Origin of the sequence: Enterobacter cloacae complex sp. 382A5, assembly GCF_050031095.1 — a bacterium.
Taxonomy (GTDB): domain Bacteria; phylum Pseudomonadota; class Gammaproteobacteria; order Enterobacterales; family Enterobacteriaceae; genus Enterobacter; species Enterobacter cloacae.
Genome location: NZ_JBLGVK010000001.1, coordinates 4,688,196 through 4,704,558, shown reverse-complemented (window position 1 = coordinate 4,704,558; position 16,363 = coordinate 4,688,196). Strand labels below are relative to the sequence as shown.

The following is a 16,363-nucleotide window of genomic DNA, read 5'->3' as shown; positions in this document are numbered from 1 at the left end:
CTTTAACAATTTATCAGACAATCTGTGTGGGCACTCAAAGTGACATGGATTCTTAATGTCTTCGGACAATAAATGAATACCAAGTCTCAACGAGTGAACACGTAATTCATTACGAAGTTTAATTCATTGAGCATCAAACTTTTAAATTGAAGAGTTTGATCATGGCTCAGATTGAACGCTGGCGGCAGGCCTAACACATGCAAGTCGAACGGTAGCACAGAGAGCTTGCTCTCGGGTGACGAGTGGCGGACGGGTGAGTAATGTCTGGGAAACTGCCTGATGGAGGGGGATAACTACTGGAAACGGTAGCTAATACCGCATAATGTCGCAAGACCAAAGAGGGGGACCTTCGGGCCTCTTGCCATCAGATGTGCCCAGATGGGATTAGCTAGTAGGTGGGGTAACGGCTCACCTAGGCGACGATCCCTAGCTGGTCTGAGAGGATGACCAGCCACACTGGAACTGAGACACGGTCCAGACTCCTACGGGAGGCAGCAGTGGGGAATATTGCACAATGGGCGCAAGCCTGATGCAGCCATGCCGCGTGTATGAAGAAGGCCTTCGGGTTGTAAAGTACTTTCAGCGGGGAGGAAGGTGTTGTGGTTAATAACCACAGCAATTGACGTTACCCGCAGAAGAAGCACCGGCTAACTCCGTGCCAGCAGCCGCGGTAATACGGAGGGTGCAAGCGTTAATCGGAATTACTGGGCGTAAAGCGCACGCAGGCGGTCTGTCAAGTCGGATGTGAAATCCCCGGGCTCAACCTGGGAACTGCATTCGAAACTGGCAGGCTGGAGTCTTGTAGAGGGGGGTAGAATTCCAGGTGTAGCGGTGAAATGCGTAGAGATCTGGAGGAATACCGGTGGCGAAGGCGGCCCCCTGGACAAAGACTGACGCTCAGGTGCGAAAGCGTGGGGAGCAAACAGGATTAGATACCCTGGTAGTCCACGCCGTAAACGATGTCGATTTGGAGGTTGTGCCCTTGAGGCGTGGCTTCCGGAGCTAACGCGTTAAATCGACCGCCTGGGGAGTACGGCCGCAAGGTTAAAACTCAAATGAATTGACGGGGGCCCGCACAAGCGGTGGAGCATGTGGTTTAATTCGATGCAACGCGAAGAACCTTACCTGGTCTTGACATCCACAGAACTTTCCAGAGATGGATTGGTGCCTTCGGGAACTGTGAGACAGGTGCTGCATGGCTGTCGTCAGCTCGTGTTGTGAAATGTTGGGTTAAGTCCCGCAACGAGCGCAACCCTTATCCTTTGTTGCCAGCGGTTAGGCCGGGAACTCAAAGGAGACTGCCAGTGATAAACTGGAGGAAGGTGGGGATGACGTCAAGTCATCATGGCCCTTACGACCAGGGCTACACACGTGCTACAATGGCGCATACAAAGAGAAGCGACCTCGCGAGAGCAAGCGGACCTCATAAAGTGCGTCGTAGTCCGGATTGGAGTCTGCAACTCGACTCCATGAAGTCGGAATCGCTAGTAATCGTAGATCAGAATGCTACGGTGAATACGTTCCCGGGCCTTGTACACACCGCCCGTCACACCATGGGAGTGGGTTGCAAAAGAAGTAGGTAGCTTAACCTTCGGGAGGGCGCTTACCACTTTGTGATTCATGACTGGGGTGAAGTCGTAACAAGGTAACCGTAGGGGAACCTGCGGTTGGATCACCTCCTTACCTTAAAGAACCTGCCTTTGTAGTGCTCACACAGATTGTCTGATGAAAAGTAAATAGCAAGGCGTCTTGCGATTGAGACTGTACGTCCCCTTCGTCTAGAGGCCCAGGACACCGCCCTTTCACGGCGGTAACAGGGGTTCGAATCCCCTAGGGGACGCCACTTGCTGGTTCGTGAGTGAAAGTCACCTGCCGTCATATCTCAAAACTGACTTGCGAGTCATGTTTGAGATATTTGCTCTTTAAAAATCTGGATCAAGCTGAAAATTGAAACGACACACATGTTATGTGTGTTCGAGTCTCTCAAATTTTCGCAATCAGAAGTGAAACATCTTCGGGTTGTGAGGTTAAGCGACTAAGCGTACACGGTGGATGCCCTGGCAGTCAGAGGCGATGAAGGACGTGCTAATCTGCGAAAAGCGCCGGCGAGGTGATATGAACCCTTGACCCGGCGATGTCCGAATGGGGAAACCCAGTGTGATTCGTCACACTATCGTTAACTGAATACATAGGTTAACGAGGCGAACCGGGGGAACTGAAACATCTAAGTACCCCGAGGAAAAGAAATCAACCGAGATTCCCCCAGTAGCGGCGAGCGAACGGGGAGCAGCCCAGAGTCTGAATCAGCTTGTGTGTTAGTGGAAGCGTCTGGAAAGTCGCACGGTACAGGGTGAAAGTCCCGTACACGAAAATGCACAGGCTGTGAACTCGAAGAGTAGGGCGGGACACGTGGTATCCTGTCTGAATATGGGGGGACCATCCTCCAAGGCTAAATACTCCTGACTGACCGATAGTGAACCAGTACCGTGAGGGAAAGGCGAAAAGAACCCCGGCGAGGGGAGTGAAAAAGAACCTGAAACCGTGTACGTACAAGCAGTGGGAGCACCTTCGGGTGTGACTGCGTACCTTTTGTATAATGGGTCAGCGACTTATATTCTGTAGCAAGGTTAACCGTATAGGGGAGCCGAAGGGAAACCGAGTCTTAACTGGGCGTTAAGTTGCAGGGTATAGACCCGAAACCCGGTGATCTAGCCATGGGCAGGTTGAAGGTTGGGTAACACTAACTGGAGGACCGAACCGACTAATGTTGAAAAATTAGCGGATGACCTGTGGCTGGGGGTGAAAGGCCAATCAAACCGGGAGATAGCTGGTTCTCCCCGAAAGCTATTTAGGTAGCGCCTCGTGAACTCATCTTCGGGGGTAGAGCACTGTTTCGGCTAGGGGGCCATCCCGGCTTACCAACCCGATGCAAACTACGAATACCGAAGAATGTTATCACGGGAGACACACGGCGGGTGCTAACGTCCGTCGTGAAGAGGGAAACAACCCAGACCGCCAGCTAAGGTCCCAAAGTCATGGTTAAGTGGGAAACGATGTGGGAAGGCCCAGACAGCCAGGATGTTGGCTTAGAAGCAGCCATCATTTAAAGAAAGCGTAATAGCTCACTGGTCGAGTCGGCCTGCGCGGAAGATGTAACGGGGCTAAACCATGCACCGAAGCTGCGGCAGCGACACTATGTGTTGTTGGGTAGGGGAGCGTTCTGTAAGCCGTTGAAGGTGGCCTGTGAGGGTTGCTGGAGGTATCAGAAGTGCGAATGCTGACATAAGTAACGATAAAGCGGGTGAAAAGCCCGCTCGCCGGAAGACCAAGGGTTCCTGTCCAACGTTAATCGGGGCAGGGTGAGTCGACCCCTAAGGCGAGGCCGAAAGGCGTAGTCGATGGGAAACAGGTTAATATTCCTGTACTTGGTGTTACTGCGAAGGGGGGACGGAGAAGGCTATGTTAGCCGGGCGACGGTTGTCCCGGTTTAAGCATGTAGGCGGAGGTTCCAGGTAAATCCGGTACCTTTTAACGCTGAGGTGTGATGACGAGGCACTACGGTGCTGAAGTAACAAATGCCCTGCTTCCAGGAAAAGCCTCTAAGCATCAGGTAACACGAAATCGTACCCCAAACCGACACAGGTGGTCAGGTAGAGAATACCAAGGCGCTTGAGAGAACTCGGGTGAAGGAACTAGGCAAAATGGTGCCGTAACTTCGGGAGAAGGCACGCTGATATGTAGGTGAAGCCCCTGCGGGTGGAGCTGAAATCAGTCGAAGATACCAGCTGGCTGCAACTGTTTATTAAAAACACAGCACTGTGCAAACACGAAAGTGGACGTATACGGTGTGACGCCTGCCCGGTGCCGGAAGGTTAATTGATGGGGTTAGCGGCAACGCGAAGCTCTTGATCGAAGCCCCGGTAAACGGCGGCCGTAACTATAACGGTCCTAAGGTAGCGAAATTCCTTGTCGGGTAAGTTCCGACCTGCACGAATGGCGTAATGATGGCCAGGCTGTCTCCACCCGAGACTCAGTGAAATTGAACTCGCTGTGAAGATGCAGTGTACCCGCGGCAAGACGGAAAGACCCCGTGAACCTTTACTATAGCTTGACACTGAACACTGGTCCTTGATGTGTAGGATAGGTGGGAGGCTTTGAAGCGTGGACGCCAGTCTGCGTGGAGCCGACCTTGAAATACCACCCTTTAATGGCTGGTGTTCTAACGTAGACCCGTAATCCGGGTTGCGGACAGTGTCTGGTGGGTAGTTTGACTGGGGCGGTCTCCTCCCAAAGAGTAACGGAGGAGCACGAAGGTTAGCTAATCCTGGTCGGACATCAGGAGGTTAGTGCAATGGCATAAGCTAGCTTGACTGCGAGAGTGACGGCTCGAGCAGGTGCGAAAGCAGGTCATAGTGATCCGGTGGTTCTGAATGGAAGGGCCATCGCTCAACGGATAAAAGGTACTCCGGGGATAACAGGCTGATACCGCCCAAGAGTTCATATCGACGGCGGTGTTTGGCACCTCGATGTCGGCTCATCACATCCTGGGGCTGAAGTAGGTCCCAAGGGTATGGCTGTTCGCCATTTAAAGTGGTACGCGAGCTGGGTTTAGAACGTCGTGAGACAGTTCGGTCCCTATCTGCCGTGGGCGCTGGAGAATTGAGGGGGGCTGCTCCTAGTACGAGAGGACCGGAGTGGACGCATCACTGGTGTTCGGGTTGTCATGCCAATGGCACTGCCCGGTAGCTAAATGCGGAAGAGATAAGTGCTGAAAGCATCTAAGCACGAAACTTGCCCCGAGATGAGTTCTCCCTGAGACTTAAAGTCTCCTGAAGGAACGTTGAAGACGACGACGTTGATAGGTCGGGTGTGTAAGCGCAGCGATGCGTTGAGCTAACCGATACTAATGAACCGTGAGGCTTAACCTTACAACGCCGAAGGTGTTTTGGCGAAGAGACGATTTTCAGCCTGATACAGATTAACAGAATTTGCCTGGCGGCTTTAGCGCGGTGGTCCCACCTGACCCCATGCCGAACTCAGAAGTGAAACGCCGTAGCGCCGATGGTAGTGTGGGGTCTCCCCATGTGAGAGTAGGGAACTGCCAGGCATCAAATAAGAAGAACCCCGTACCGTAAGGTGCGGGGTTTTTTGCTTTTGTTTTCTCCCTCACCCTGTGGAAGGGGCATCAGACCGCACACCACCCCACAATAAACGCAGCAATCTTATCCTCATCATTTAAATCCAGCACCGGAACCTCAACATCGAGAGCGACATCGCTGGCCACCGCAATGACATGCTCATCCAGCGTTAACTCGCTAACATCATGCCCGGCATCGTTTCTGAACAGCAGGATCTTTGCAACGGCCTCATGCTTAAACCCCTCAACCAGCACCAGATCAAGCGTGGAGTGATCCATCCGACTAACCAGATACGCGAGATCCAGTGGTGCTTCATCGGGCGTTTCCGTCATCAATGCCCACCGCTCACGACTTGCCACCATGGTTTGCGCGGCTCCTGCCTTACGCAGTTCATAGCTGTCTTTACCCGGTTTATCGACGTCCATATTGTGGTGGGTATGCTTAATCAGCCCTGGGCGGATGCCTCTGGCACAAAGTGCGGGTATCAGCTTTTTAAGCAGCGTCGTTTTCCCGGTACCACTCCAGGCGGCGATAGCTAAAACAGGCGTCATTTTTTCTCCTCCATGGTCTGTAAATCTTCCGTCGTATTCACGTTCACAAATGCAGACTTCCAGTCACTAAAATCAACGGAATGGCCGCCTGACTGACGCATAAACACCATGACTCTTCGCTCTCCCGCCGTCAGGTAATCCTGCAGCGCTGGAACTAATGATCTATGAATCAGCGTAATAGCAGGATGGTCACGCTCACCGTCATGCACCCAGACAACCGGTGCACCATCACGAGACTGCACGAGACGCTCGACAAGGCAGGAGGGAATAAATGGCGTATCACACGGGCAGAAAACAAACCACTCTGCCTCAGACTGCTGCATGACCGAGAGCATGCCGGCCAACGGTCCTGGGTAATCCCCAAGAGTATCCTGATAAACGGGGTATCCGCTGCGCTGATAAATATCGATATGGCGATTGGCACTGATGGCCATTGCCGCAACCTGATCTGCAAGCGTGTCAGCAACATGCTGCCAAAGTGGCTTACCGTTAAGCTGCTGAATCCCCTTATCTTTTCCCGCCATGCGCGTTGCCCTGCCACCCGCCAGAACCACTCCGATGATTTCCTGACCCGGATTCACAAATATCGCCTCTTTTATTGTGGGATTGACCCTGCTAACGTGTCACTCTAAATGAAAGGAGCACCACCATGAAATGTAAACGTCTGAATGAAGTCATTGAACTCCTCCAGCCAGCCTGGCAAAAAGAGCCAGAGCTGAATCTGATGCAATTTTTACAGAAACTGGCGAAAGAGTCAGGTTTTGAAGGTGAACTGACAGACCTTTCTGACGATATCCTGATCTATCACCTCAAAATGCGTGACTCTGCCAAAGATGCTGTTATTCCTGGTATTCAGAAAGATTATGAGGAAGATTTTAAAACCGCATTGCTGCGCGCCCGAGGCGTAATTAAAGAGTAAAAGCTTGTAAGCGGCGGCACCGAAATCGCCACAAGATGATATCCTGAATCATTCGTATAATTTCCGGATGATCGGATGAACGACCAGGCTTTTACTTTCCAGACATTACACCCGGATACCATTATGGATGCGCTGTTTGAGCAGGGTATTCGGGTGGATTCCGGGCTAACCCCGCTAAATAGCTACGAAAACCGCGTCTATCAATTCCAGGACGAGGATCGTCAGCGCTTCGTTGTTAAGTTCTATCGCCCCAAGCGCTGGTCCGCTGAACAAATTCAGGAAGAGCATCAGTTTGCTCACGATTTACTGAATGATGAAGTTCCTGTTGCCGCACCGATAAAATTCAATAACCAAACGCTGCTTACGCACGAAGGGTTCTATTACGCTGTATTTCCCAGTCTGGGTGGCCGCCAGTTTGAAGCGGATAATATCGACCAAATGGAGTGGGTTGCCCGCTATCTGGGACGCATCCACCAGACGGGACGCAAAACGTCGTTTATTGCCCGCCCGACTATCGGTATTCAGGAATACCTTATTGAGCCCCGCCAGGTCTTCGAAACCTCAGCGCTTATTCCCTCTGCGTTAAAGGACGCGTTTCTCAGCGCGACGGATAAACTTATTGGGGCGGTAAAAGCCTGCTGGCGCGATGATATTTCTGTCCTGCGTTTGCATGGTGATTGTCATGCCGGGAATATTCTCTGGCGCGATGGCCCTCTGTTTGTTGACCTCGATGATGCGCGGATGGGGCCAGCGGTGCAGGATTTGTGGATGTTGCTCAACGGCGACAAAGCCGAGCAACGTATGCAGCTTGAAACGATTATTGAAGCCTATGAAGAGTTTAGCCCTTTTAATTCAGACGAAATTGCCCTGATAGAACCTTTACGTGCGATGCGTTTTGTTTATTATCTCGCATGGTTAATCAGGCGTTGGGATGATCCCGCATTTCCTCGTAATTTCCCGTGGCTTACCGGAGAGGATTACTGGCGCAGCCAGATATCCACATTTACTGAGCAGGTTAAGGTTCTTCAGGAACCCCCACTGCAACTAACGCCGATGTATTAATTGGACACACCCAGGAGAGAGTTAATCATGAAAAAAATTTGGCTGGCGCTGGCAGGTATGATTCTGGCATTTAGCGCTTCTGCTGCACAGTTTACCGACGGCAAACAGTACATCACGCTGGACAAGCCCGTCGCTGGCGAGCCACAGGTTCTCGAGTTCTTCTCGTTCTATTGCCCACACTGCTATGAGTTTGAGCAGGTGCTGCATGTTGCTGACAACGTGAAGAAAAAGCTGCCGGAAGGCACCAAAATGACCAAATACCACGTTGAGTTCCTGGGCCCATTGGGTAAAGACCTGACTCAGGCGTGGGCGGTTGCGATTGCGCTGGGTGTGGAAGATAAGATCACCTCCCCTATGTTTGAAGCGGTGCAGAAAACCCAGACCGTCCAGACCGCAGCAGATATTCGTAAAGTGTTCGTTGACGCAGGCGTGAAAGGTGAAGACTACGACGCCGCATGGAACAGCTTTGTCGTGAAATCGCTGGTTGCTCAACAGGAAAAAGCCGCAGCCGATCTGCAGCTCCAGGGCGTTCCGGCGATGTATGTTAACGGCAAATATCAACTGAACATGCAGGGCATGGACACCAGCAGCATGGATATCTTCGTACAGCAGTACGCAGACACCGTGAAATACCTGGTCGAGAAGAAGTAAACCCAATGATATAAAAACGCCGGTCAATGACCGGCGTTTTTGTTTGAAGCTTTGATGTTCTCTATCTGCTCGTCTTTCTCTTTCCAGAGCGTATTAAGCCAAAGCTGGAAACGACGTTTGAAGTTCTTATCGTTAACGTAATCCCCATGCAGTTCGGTATCAATTGGCACCAGATCGACACGAACCACGATACGCGTCAGCTTGCCGCTAAGCATATCGAAGAAAGGCGTCTTATCGTTTTCCGGATAGCAGAGCGTCACGTTCAGTAATTTATCGAACTGCGCCCCCAGCACGTTAAGCGCCATGGCAATACCCGCCGCCTTGGGTGGCAGCAGGTTCTGATAAGGGGAGCGAGTCTGAAGACGCTTCTCTTCTGTAAACCGCGAGCCTTCGACAAAATTCACAATCGTTGTCGGATGTGCGCGAAACTTCTCGCAGGAACGACGCGTCGTTTCCACATCCTTACCCCGCCGCTCCGGGTGGCGAATCAAATAGCTGCGCGAATAGCGTTTCATAAACGGCATATCCAGCGCCCAGCAGGCCAGGCCGATAAACGGTACCCAGGCCAGCTGCTGCTTCAGGAAGTATTTGTTCATCGGGATATGCTTACGGAACAGCACACATAACACCACGATGTCGGCCCAGCTGTGGTGATTACAGATCAGCAGATACCAGTTCTTTTTGTTGAGTCTTTCCAGACCCTCAACGTCCCACTTCAGGTGAGGATTCAGGCGCAGCAGGATGGCCAACCCTTCGCACCAGCAGTACATCATGAAATTACAAAACGCCGACACGGCTCGCCAAACCGTAGGCAAAGGTAACAGCAGTTTAATTATCCCGGCGATGATGATCGGTACAGAACAGGCGATCGTCACCAGAATAGTTAAAATGATGCTTAACAGTAATGTTATTGCAGCGAGCAATCTCGACATGATGAGCTTTTTCAAATGGTTAGCTGTAAGTTAGCGACCGACTATCCGGTGCAGGGCGCTGATTTTATCAGAAATCAGACAAAATAATGGGGCTTTCATACGGAGAGTTGACAGGCAGCATCTCGCTGCAGAAGATTTCACTACTATTACGCAGCAAACCGGGCATATATCCACATATGCTATATTCTCATTAGCTAGCAATATAATTCATTATTCTCATATAACTAATTGATAAATAGATGATAATTATGTGTCTTTACGCTTTTTTTGCCTTTGTTAGTCATATGAAGTGAAAGTATTCACAAACTTATCCACAGTTTAAATTTTTGCGAGCGATCCTCACGATCGTAAAATCTTTTCCTGTATCAGGCGCTAATAACTGATGTTTTCATCCTTCTGTGGCATCCTTTAGTCATAAATTGATTAAAGGCACGGACATTATGGTTCAGATCCCAGAAAACCCTCTTATTCTCGTCGACGGCTCTTCTTACCTGTATCGGGCGTATCATGCGTTTCCTCCTCTGACCAATAGCGCAGGGGAACCCACCGGCGCGATGTACGGTGTACTTAACATGCTGCGTAGCCTGATCCTTCAGTATCAGCCAACCCATGCGGCAGTCGTTTTTGATGCGAAAGGCAAAACTTTCCGCGACGAGTTATTTGAGCATTACAAATCTCACCGTCCGCCAATGCCTGACGATCTGCGTGCGCAGATTGAGCCGCTGCACGCGATGGTGAAAGCGATGGGGCTGCCACTGCTGGCGGTTTCTGGTGTTGAAGCGGATGACGTCATTGGCACCCTGGCGCGTGAAGCCGAAAAAATGGGCCGTCCGGTTCTCATCAGTACTGGTGATAAAGATATGGCGCAGCTGGTGACGCCAGGGATCACCCTGATTAACACCATGACCAACACCATCCTCGGCCCTGAAGAGGTGGTCGCAAAATATGGCGTGCCGCCAGAGTTGATTATCGATTTCCTCGCGTTGATGGGCGACTCATCGGATAACATCCCAGGCGTGCCAGGCGTTGGCGAAAAAACGGCACAGGCACTCCTTCAGGGACTGGGCGGGCTGGATACGCTGTATGCAGAGTCTGACAAAATCGCCGGGCTCTCCTTCCGTGGCGCAAAAACCATGGCCGGGAAGCTGGAAGAGAATAAAGAGGTGGCTTATCTCTCCTATAAGCTGGCGACGATTAAAACCGATGTTGAGCTGGAACTGGGATGTGAGCAGCTTGAGGTACAACAACCATCTGCGGATGACCTGCTGAGTCTGTTTAAGAAATACGAATTTAAGCGCTGGACCACCGACGTGGAAGCCGGTAAATGGCTGCAGGCAAAAGGCGCCAAACCGGCTGCGAAGCCAAAAGAGACGATTGTCATTGATGCCGACGATCAGGCTGAAGAAGAAGCCGCAGCGCTCTCTTTTGAGCACTACGAAACCATTCTTGAAGAGTCACAGCTGGTTGCCTGGATCGAGAAACTGAAAAAAGCACCGGTGTTTGCTTTCGACACGGAAACTGACAGCCTGGATAACATTACCGCCAATATGGTGGGCCTGTCATTTGCGACAGAGCCGGGTATCGCTGCCTATGTTCCCGTCGCGCATGATTACCTGGACGCACCGGAGCAACTCTCTCGCGAACGCGTACTGGAACTGCTGAAGCCGATTCTGGAAGACGACAACGCGTTGAAGGTGGGGCAAAACCTCAAATACGATCGCGGTATTCTGCAAAACTACGGTATTGAGCTGCGCGGTATCGCGTTTGATACCATGCTGGAATCCTACATTCTGGACAGCGTAGCAGGTCGTCATGATATGGACTCCCTGTCTGACCGCTGGTTAAAGCATAAAACCATCACGTTTGAAGAGATTGCCGGTAAGGGCAAAAATCAGCTCACCTTTAACCAGATAGCGCTGGAAGAGGCGGGACGCTATGCGGCAGAAGATGCCGACGTCACGCTGCAGCTGCATCTGAAAATGTGGCCAAAATTGCAGAAGCACGAAGGGCCGCTGAATGTGTTTCAGAACATTGAAATGCCGCTGGTACCTGTCCTTTCACGCATCGAGCGCAATGGCGTAAAAATCGATCCGACGGTACTGCATAACCACTCGGGCGAACTCGCCCAGCGTCTGACCGAACTGGAGCAAAAGGCGCATGAGCTTGCTGGTGAGCCGTTTAACCTCTCATCCCCAAAACAGCTGCAAACCATCCTGTTTGAAAAGCAGGGGATCAAACCGCTGAAGAAAACCCCTGGCGGCGCACCGTCCACCTCTGAAGAGGTGCTGGAGGAGCTGGCGCTGGATTATCCACTGCCCAAAGTCATTCTGGAGTACCGTGGTCTGGCAAAGCTGAAATCGACTTACACCGATAAGCTGCCGCTGATGATCAACCCGAAAACGGGTCGTGTGCATACTTCATACCATCAGGCTGTGGCGGCCACCGGACGTCTCTCCTCGACCGATCCAAACCTGCAGAACATTCCGGTACGAAATGAAGAAGGGCGTCGCATTCGTCAGGCGTTTATTGCACCTGATGACTATCTGATTGTCTCTGCTGACTACTCGCAAATCGAGCTGCGCATTATGGCGCACCTCTCGCGTGATAAGGGCCTGTTGACGGCCTTTGCCGAAGGGAAGGACATCCACCGGGCAACCGCTGCGGAAGTCTTTGGTCTGCCGCTGGACAGCGTGACAAACGAGCAACGCCGCAGCGCGAAAGCAATCAACTTCGGCCTGATTTACGGCATGAGCGCCTTCGGTCTTTCACGCCAGCTCAATATTCCGCGTAAAGAGTCGCAGAAGTATATGGATCTCTACTTCGAGCGATATCCGGGCGTACTGGAATATATGGAACGCACCCGCGCGCAGGCGAAGGAAAAAGGCTACGTTGAAACCCTGGACGGTCGTCGTCTCTACTTACCCGACATTAAATCCAGCAACGCGGCACGCCGTGCCGGGGCAGAACGTGCTGCAATCAACGCTCCTATGCAGGGAACCGCAGCTGACATCATCAAGCGCGCGATGATCGCCGTGGATGCCTGGCTGGAAAAAGAGAAACCGCGCGTGAAAATGATCATGCAGGTACACGATGAACTGGTGTTCGAAGTGCACAAAGACGATCTCGATAGCGTGTCGAAGACGATCCACGAACTAATGGAAAACAGCATGAAACTCGATGTGCCGTTGCTGGTGGAAGTGGGAAGTGGTGAAAACTGGGATCAGGCTCACTAATGGTTCGGCGAATAACGTGCTTTTTATGTAAGTTAGCAACATAACGACGTGCGTTTTGTGACGATCATTAGAATTCCCTATGTAAAGAATGAAAAAAAACTACAAAAAGTGCTTTTTCTGCAGCAAAAAAAGGGGTAGAGTTAGCGGCGTAGGGTACAGAGGTAAGATGTTCTATCTTTCAGACCTTTTACTTCACGTAATCGGATTTGGCTGAATATTTTAGCCGCCCCAGTCAGTAATGACTGGGGCGTTTTTTATTGCGGCAAAGAAAATTTCGGACAAAAAAAAGCGCGGCCATGGCCGCGCCCGGTATTACTCTTCTTCCGCTTCTGTTGCGGGCTCCAGCTCACTGAACCAGCTGTCGAGCTTCTGACGCAGCTTATCCACACCCTGCTTTTTCAGCGAGGAGAACGCTTCAACCTGCACATCTCCGTTGAATGCCAGTACCGCTTCACGAACCATATTCACCTGCGCTTTACGCGCGCCGCTCGCCAGCTTATCCGCTTTTGTCAGCAGCACCAGAACGGCAATATCGCTTGCCACAGCCCAGTCGATCATCTGCTGATCAAGGTCTTTCAGCGGGTGGCGAATATCCATCAGCACCACCAGGCCTTTCAGGCACATGCGCTTTTCCAGGTATTCACCCAGCGCGCGCTGCCACTTGATCTTCATCTCTTCCGGTACCTGCGCGTAACCGTACCCCGGTAAATCGACCAGGCGTTTGCCTTCGGCCACTTCAAACAGGTTAATCAGCTGGGTACGGCCAGGTGTTTTTGAGGTACGCGCCAGGTTCTTCTGATTGGTCAGCGTATTCAGTGCGCTGGATTTCCCCGCATTCGAGCGGCCAGCAAAGGCCACTTCGATGCCGGTATCAGAGGGCAGGTGGCGAATATCGGGCGCACTGGTGACAAAATGCGTCTGTTGGTAGTTCCAGGTAGTCACGTGGTCGTCTCCAAAAATCGTAATCTGCGGGGGATTATACCTGAATGCAGGCAAAAGACTTTTTTGATTGCACCTGGTCTGTAGGCTTAAGCCCTGGCCGATGTGAGACATCGGCTATAGATGTTATGAGAAATTTCAGAGAAATCGCAGGTGTAAAAAAATACAAACTGTTTTAAATCATAAGATTAATATTGAGTGATTATCTGAAAATCCGTTTTTGTACCCTTTCGTTGCTTGTTAGTTTAAATGAACAAGGTAAAGTGTGCGTCAAGGCGGGGATGCCAACAGGATAATGACTTAGGGATAAGGGTCAGGAGCGCCAGGAGGCGAAGACGCAGGATTGTCAGGATGACCAGCGCCTGGAGGCGTTTTAACAGGAAAAGGAACCGTATCACGGACGGTATCAGCCAACGGATAAACAGGGTTTGTTGTAGGCAAACACGGAATGTCTGACCCGTTAAGGGTTATGAGTCAGGAAAAAAGGCGACAGATTGCTCTGTCGCCTTTTTTCTTTGCTTGCTTTCTGCTAGATTTCGCCGCAATTCTATACTGAAGAAAACGACTTAAAGATAAAACATCATGAAAAAACCGACCTCCGCAGCGGGCGCGAAACGCCCTGCCAAAGCACGCCGCAAAACGCGCGAAGAACTGAACCAGGAAGCGCGCGATCGCAAACGCGAAAAAAAACATCGCGGTCATGCTGCGGGTAGCCGTGCAAACGGTGGCGGTGCATCTGGCTCTTCTGCTAAAAATAAGCCGCAGAAAGATCCACGTATCGGCAGTAAAACTCCCATTCCACTGGGCGTGACAGACACCCCGGTCACTAAGCAGCACAAACCAAAGAGCGAGAAACCTATGCTTTCACCGCAGGCTGAGCTGGATTTGCTGGAGAACGATGAGCGCCTGGACGCGCTGCTGGAACGTCTTGAAGAGGGTGAAACCCTGACCGCTGAAGAGCAGTCCTGGGTGGATGCCAAACTGGATCGCATCGACGAACTGATGCAGAAGCTGGGCCTGTCATACGACGATGACGAAGATGAAGAAGACGAAAAGCAGGAAGATATGATGCGTCTTCTGAAGGGTGGAAACTAACATTTGCACCCGGCAGGAACGATAGTCCTGCTTATAACCCTTCCGGTTATATGTTATCTGGTGTGGTTATTCGTTAAACTACGGCGGTTGTCGCGGCGACAGAAGTGGCTGCGCACCCGAATGATGGTCCGCAACGGGGCCAGAACGGGCCGCCGTATACGAACGCGACACCAACGGAAGGAGTGAGCATGTCTGTACCATCTATCGACTGGGATTTGGCCCTGATCCAGAAATATAACTATTCCGGGCCGCGTTATACCTCATACCCCACCGCGCTGGAGTTCTCCGATGCCTTCGGCGAGGGTGATTTTCAGCAGGCCGTCGCGCGCTATCCAGAACGCCCGCTGTCGCTCTACGTCCATATTCCGTTCTGCCATAAGCTCTGCTACTTCTGCGGCTGCAATAAAATTGTCACCCGTCAGCAGCATAAAGCCGATCAGTATCTGGATGCGCTGGAGCAGGAAATTTTGCATCGCGCGCCGTTGTTTACTGGCCGTCATGTCAGCCAGCTTCACTGGGGCGGCGGTACGCCAACCTATCTGAATAAAGCGCAGATCAGCCGTTTGATGGCGCTTCTTCGCGGCAATTTTCATTTTAATGACGACGCCGAAATCTCGATCGAGGTCGATCCGCGTGAAATTGAGCTGGATGTGCTGGATCATTTACGTGCCGAAGGCTTCAATCGCCTGAGTATGGGCGTTCAGGACTTCAATAAAGAGGTTCAGCGTCTGGTGAACCGCGAGCAGGACGAAGAATTTATCTTTGCCTTACTCAACCATGCGCGTGAAATTGGTTTCACCTCAACCAATATCGATCTGATTTACGGCCTGCCAAAGCAGACACCGGAGAGCTTTGCCTTTACGCTGAAACGCGTGGCTGAACTTAACCCGGACCGCCTGAGCGTGTTCAACTATGCGCATCTGCCGACGCTCTTTGCTGCGCAGCGCAAAATCAAAGATGCCGATCTGCCTTCTGCTCAACAGAAACTGGATATTCTCCAGGAAACCATTACCTCGCTGACCGAGACCGGCTATCAGTTTATCGGTATGGATCACTTTGCCCGTCCGGATGACGAGCTGGCTGTTGCTCAGCGCGAAGGGGTACTGCACCGTAATTTCCAGGGCTATACCACCCAGGGCGATACCGATTTGCTGGGGATGGGCGTTTCCGCCATCAGCATGATTGGCGATTGCTACGCGCAAAACCAGAAAGAGTTGAAGCTCTACTATCAGCAGGTGGATGAAAAGGGCAACGCGCTGTGGCGCGGCATCGCGTTAACACGTGACGACTGCATTCGTCGTGATGTGATTAAGGCGCTTATCTGCAACTTCCGTCTCGATTTCAGCGACGTTGAGTCGCAGTGGGATCTGCACTTTAGCGATTATTTTGCAGAAGACCTGAAGCTGCTGGCACCGCTTGCGAAGGACGGGCTGGTGGATGTGTCGGAGAATGCGATTGAGGTCACGCCGAAAGGACGTTTATTGATTCGTAATATCTGCATGTGCTTTGACGCTTACCTTCGGCAGAAAGCGCGTATGCAGCAGTTCTCGCGGGTGATTTAAGCCGCAAAAGCATGAAACGTAGGCCGGGTAAGGCGAAGCCGCCACCCGGCTTTTACATTTTTACCCGCTAGCTAAACAGACCAACCAGCGCCGCACACAACACTGCAGCAACTGCGGTTTGCGGCGTGTGGCTTTCTGCGGCTCCGCTAGAGAGCATATGTACTAATGTTTCCAGCATGATGTTCACCCCCAATTTCCGGGCACGATCATACAAAACTCATCGACACAGTAAAGCGCAAAATAACGGCAATTTGCGCTCAATTAGTAATCTTTACACAGCG

The 16,363-nt window shown here is 51.6% G+C and carries 11 protein-coding genes, 1 tRNA gene and 3 rRNA genes; 10 read left to right on the top strand and 5 right to left on the bottom strand.

What is annotated here, in order from left to right:
- Nucleotides 1-143: 143 nt before the first annotated feature.
- The 4 genes from ACQG2G_RS22245 to rrf all read left to right on the top strand — a co-directional run bounded on the left by ACQG2G_RS22245 (nucleotide 144) and on the right by rrf (nucleotide 5,107).
- Nucleotides 144-1,683: ribosomal RNA gene (locus tag ACQG2G_RS22245) — 16S ribosomal RNA — on the top strand.
- Nucleotides 1,684-1,767: 84 nt separating this feature from the next.
- Nucleotides 1,768-1,843: transfer RNA gene (locus tag ACQG2G_RS22240), tRNA-Glu, on the top strand.
- A gap of 182 nt (nucleotides 1,844-2,025) precedes the next feature.
- Nucleotides 2,026-4,928: ribosomal RNA gene (locus ACQG2G_RS22235) — 23S ribosomal RNA — on the top strand.
- Between the two features lie 63 nt (nucleotides 4,929-4,991).
- Nucleotides 4,992-5,107, top strand: a 5S ribosomal RNA gene (rrf, locus tag ACQG2G_RS22230).
- The 16S, 23S and 5S rRNA genes sit together here with 1 tRNA gene alongside, the layout of an rRNA operon.
- A 78-nt stretch (nucleotides 5,108-5,185) precedes the next feature.
- Here rrf and mobB read toward each other — a convergent pair.
- Both mobB and mobA read right to left on the bottom strand, forming a co-directional pair.
- Nucleotides 5,186-5,689 carry a molybdopterin-guanine dinucleotide biosynthesis protein MobB gene (mobB, locus tag ACQG2G_RS22225; RefSeq protein WP_061772278.1) on the bottom strand — a complete coding sequence of 168 codons (504 nt, stop codon included), beginning with the start codon at nucleotides 5,687-5,689 and terminating at the stop codon, nucleotides 5,186-5,188.
- Nucleotides 5,686-6,270 carry a molybdenum cofactor guanylyltransferase MobA gene (mobA, locus tag ACQG2G_RS22220; protein ID WP_061772279.1) on the bottom strand — a complete coding sequence of 195 codons (585 nt, stop codon included), beginning with the start codon at nucleotides 6,268-6,270 and terminating at the stop codon, nucleotides 5,686-5,688. Before mobA ends, mobB begins: the two co-directional genes overlap by 4 nt.
- Nucleotides 6,271-6,338: 68 nt before the next feature.
- Here mobA and ACQG2G_RS22215 point away from each other — a divergent pair, with 68 nt between their 5' ends.
- The 3 genes from ACQG2G_RS22215 to dsbA all read left to right on the top strand — a co-directional run bounded on the left by ACQG2G_RS22215 (nucleotide 6,339) and on the right by dsbA (nucleotide 8,321).
- Nucleotides 6,339-6,608 (top strand): YihD family protein, encoded by a 270-nt coding sequence (locus ACQG2G_RS22215; RefSeq protein WP_013099387.1) that lies wholly within the window; start codon nucleotides 6,339-6,341, stop codon nucleotides 6,606-6,608.
- A gap of 75 nt (nucleotides 6,609-6,683) precedes the next feature.
- A complete protein-coding gene (locus tag ACQG2G_RS22210; protein WP_038985329.1) occupies nucleotides 6,684-7,670 on the top strand; it encodes a serine/threonine protein kinase in 987 nt (328 codons plus the stop codon).
- A 27-nt stretch (nucleotides 7,671-7,697) separates the two neighbouring features.
- Nucleotides 7,698-8,321: a thiol:disulfide interchange protein DsbA gene (gene dsbA / locus ACQG2G_RS22205; RefSeq protein ID WP_013099385.1), complete on the top strand. Its 624-nt coding sequence runs from the start codon at nucleotides 7,698-7,700 to the stop codon at nucleotides 8,319-8,321.
- Between the two features lie 23 nt (nucleotides 8,322-8,344).
- On the opposite strand, the gene ACQG2G_RS22200 is transcribed toward dsbA, so the two are convergent.
- Nucleotides 8,345-9,253: an acyltransferase gene (locus tag ACQG2G_RS22200; protein WP_013099384.1), complete on the bottom strand. Its 909-nt coding sequence runs from the start codon at nucleotides 9,251-9,253 to the stop codon at nucleotides 8,345-8,347.
- A 440-nt stretch (nucleotides 9,254-9,693) separates the two neighbouring features.
- Between ACQG2G_RS22200 and polA the strand changes: the two genes are divergently transcribed.
- Nucleotides 9,694-12,486, top strand: a complete 2,793-nt coding sequence (polA, locus tag ACQG2G_RS22195) for a DNA polymerase I (protein WP_020686869.1) — start codon at nucleotides 9,694-9,696, stop codon at nucleotides 12,484-12,486.
- A 312-nt stretch (nucleotides 12,487-12,798) separates the two neighbouring features.
- Here polA and yihA read toward each other — a convergent pair whose 3' ends face one another.
- Nucleotides 12,799-13,428 (bottom strand): ribosome biogenesis GTP-binding protein YihA/YsxC, encoded by a 630-nt coding sequence (yihA, locus tag ACQG2G_RS22190; protein ID WP_020686870.1) that lies wholly within the window; start codon nucleotides 13,426-13,428, stop codon nucleotides 12,799-12,801.
- A 579-nt stretch (nucleotides 13,429-14,007) separates the two neighbouring features.
- Here yihA and yihI point away from each other — a divergent pair.
- Together yihI and hemN are read left to right on the top strand one after the other, a co-directional pair.
- Nucleotides 14,008-14,520, top strand: a complete 513-nt coding sequence (gene yihI / locus ACQG2G_RS22185; protein ID WP_094085450.1) for a Der GTPase-activating protein YihI — start codon at nucleotides 14,008-14,010, stop codon at nucleotides 14,518-14,520.
- A 188-nt stretch (nucleotides 14,521-14,708) separates the two neighbouring features.
- Complete coding sequence (gene hemN / locus ACQG2G_RS22180; protein ID WP_020686871.1) at nucleotides 14,709-16,082, top strand: oxygen-independent coproporphyrinogen III oxidase; 1,374 nt, start codon at nucleotides 14,709-14,711, stop codon at nucleotides 16,080-16,082.
- Nucleotides 16,083-16,149: 67 nt separating this feature from the next.
- On the opposite strand, the gene ACQG2G_RS22175 is transcribed toward hemN, so the two are convergent.
- Nucleotides 16,150-16,260: a YshB family small membrane protein gene (locus ACQG2G_RS22175; RefSeq protein ID WP_032618432.1), complete on the bottom strand. Its 111-nt coding sequence runs from the start codon at nucleotides 16,258-16,260 to the stop codon at nucleotides 16,150-16,152.
- Between the last annotated feature and the right edge of the window lie 103 nt (nucleotides 16,261-16,363).

Excerpts from the sequence above, each read along its gene's own strand:
- mobB (WP_061772278.1), bottom strand. The coding sequence starts at position 5,689 with ATGACGCCTGTTTTAGCTATCGCCGCCTGGAGTGGTACCGGGAAAACG.
- ACQG2G_RS22215 (WP_013099387.1), top strand. The coding sequence starts at position 6,339 with ATGAAATGTAAACGTCTGAATGAAGTCATTGAACTCCTCCAGCCAGCC.
- ACQG2G_RS22210 (WP_038985329.1), top strand. The coding sequence starts at position 6,684 with ATGAACGACCAGGCTTTTACTTTCCAGACATTACACCCGGATACCATT.
- dsbA (WP_013099385.1), top strand. The coding sequence starts at position 7,698 with ATGAAAAAAATTTGGCTGGCGCTGGCAGGTATGATTCTGGCATTTAGC.
- ACQG2G_RS22200 (WP_013099384.1), bottom strand. The coding sequence starts at position 9,253 with ATGTCGAGATTGCTCGCTGCAATAACATTACTGTTAAGCATCATTTTA.
- polA (WP_020686869.1), top strand. The coding sequence starts at position 9,694 with ATGGTTCAGATCCCAGAAAACCCTCTTATTCTCGTCGACGGCTCTTCT.
- yihI (WP_094085450.1), top strand. The coding sequence starts at position 14,008 with ATGAAAAAACCGACCTCCGCAGCGGGCGCGAAACGCCCTGCCAAAGCA.
- hemN (WP_020686871.1), top strand. The coding sequence starts at position 14,709 with ATGTCTGTACCATCTATCGACTGGGATTTGGCCCTGATCCAGAAATAT.
- ACQG2G_RS22175 (WP_032618432.1), bottom strand. The coding sequence starts at position 16,260 with ATGCTGGAAACATTAGTACATATGCTCTCTAGCGGAGCCGCAGAAAGC.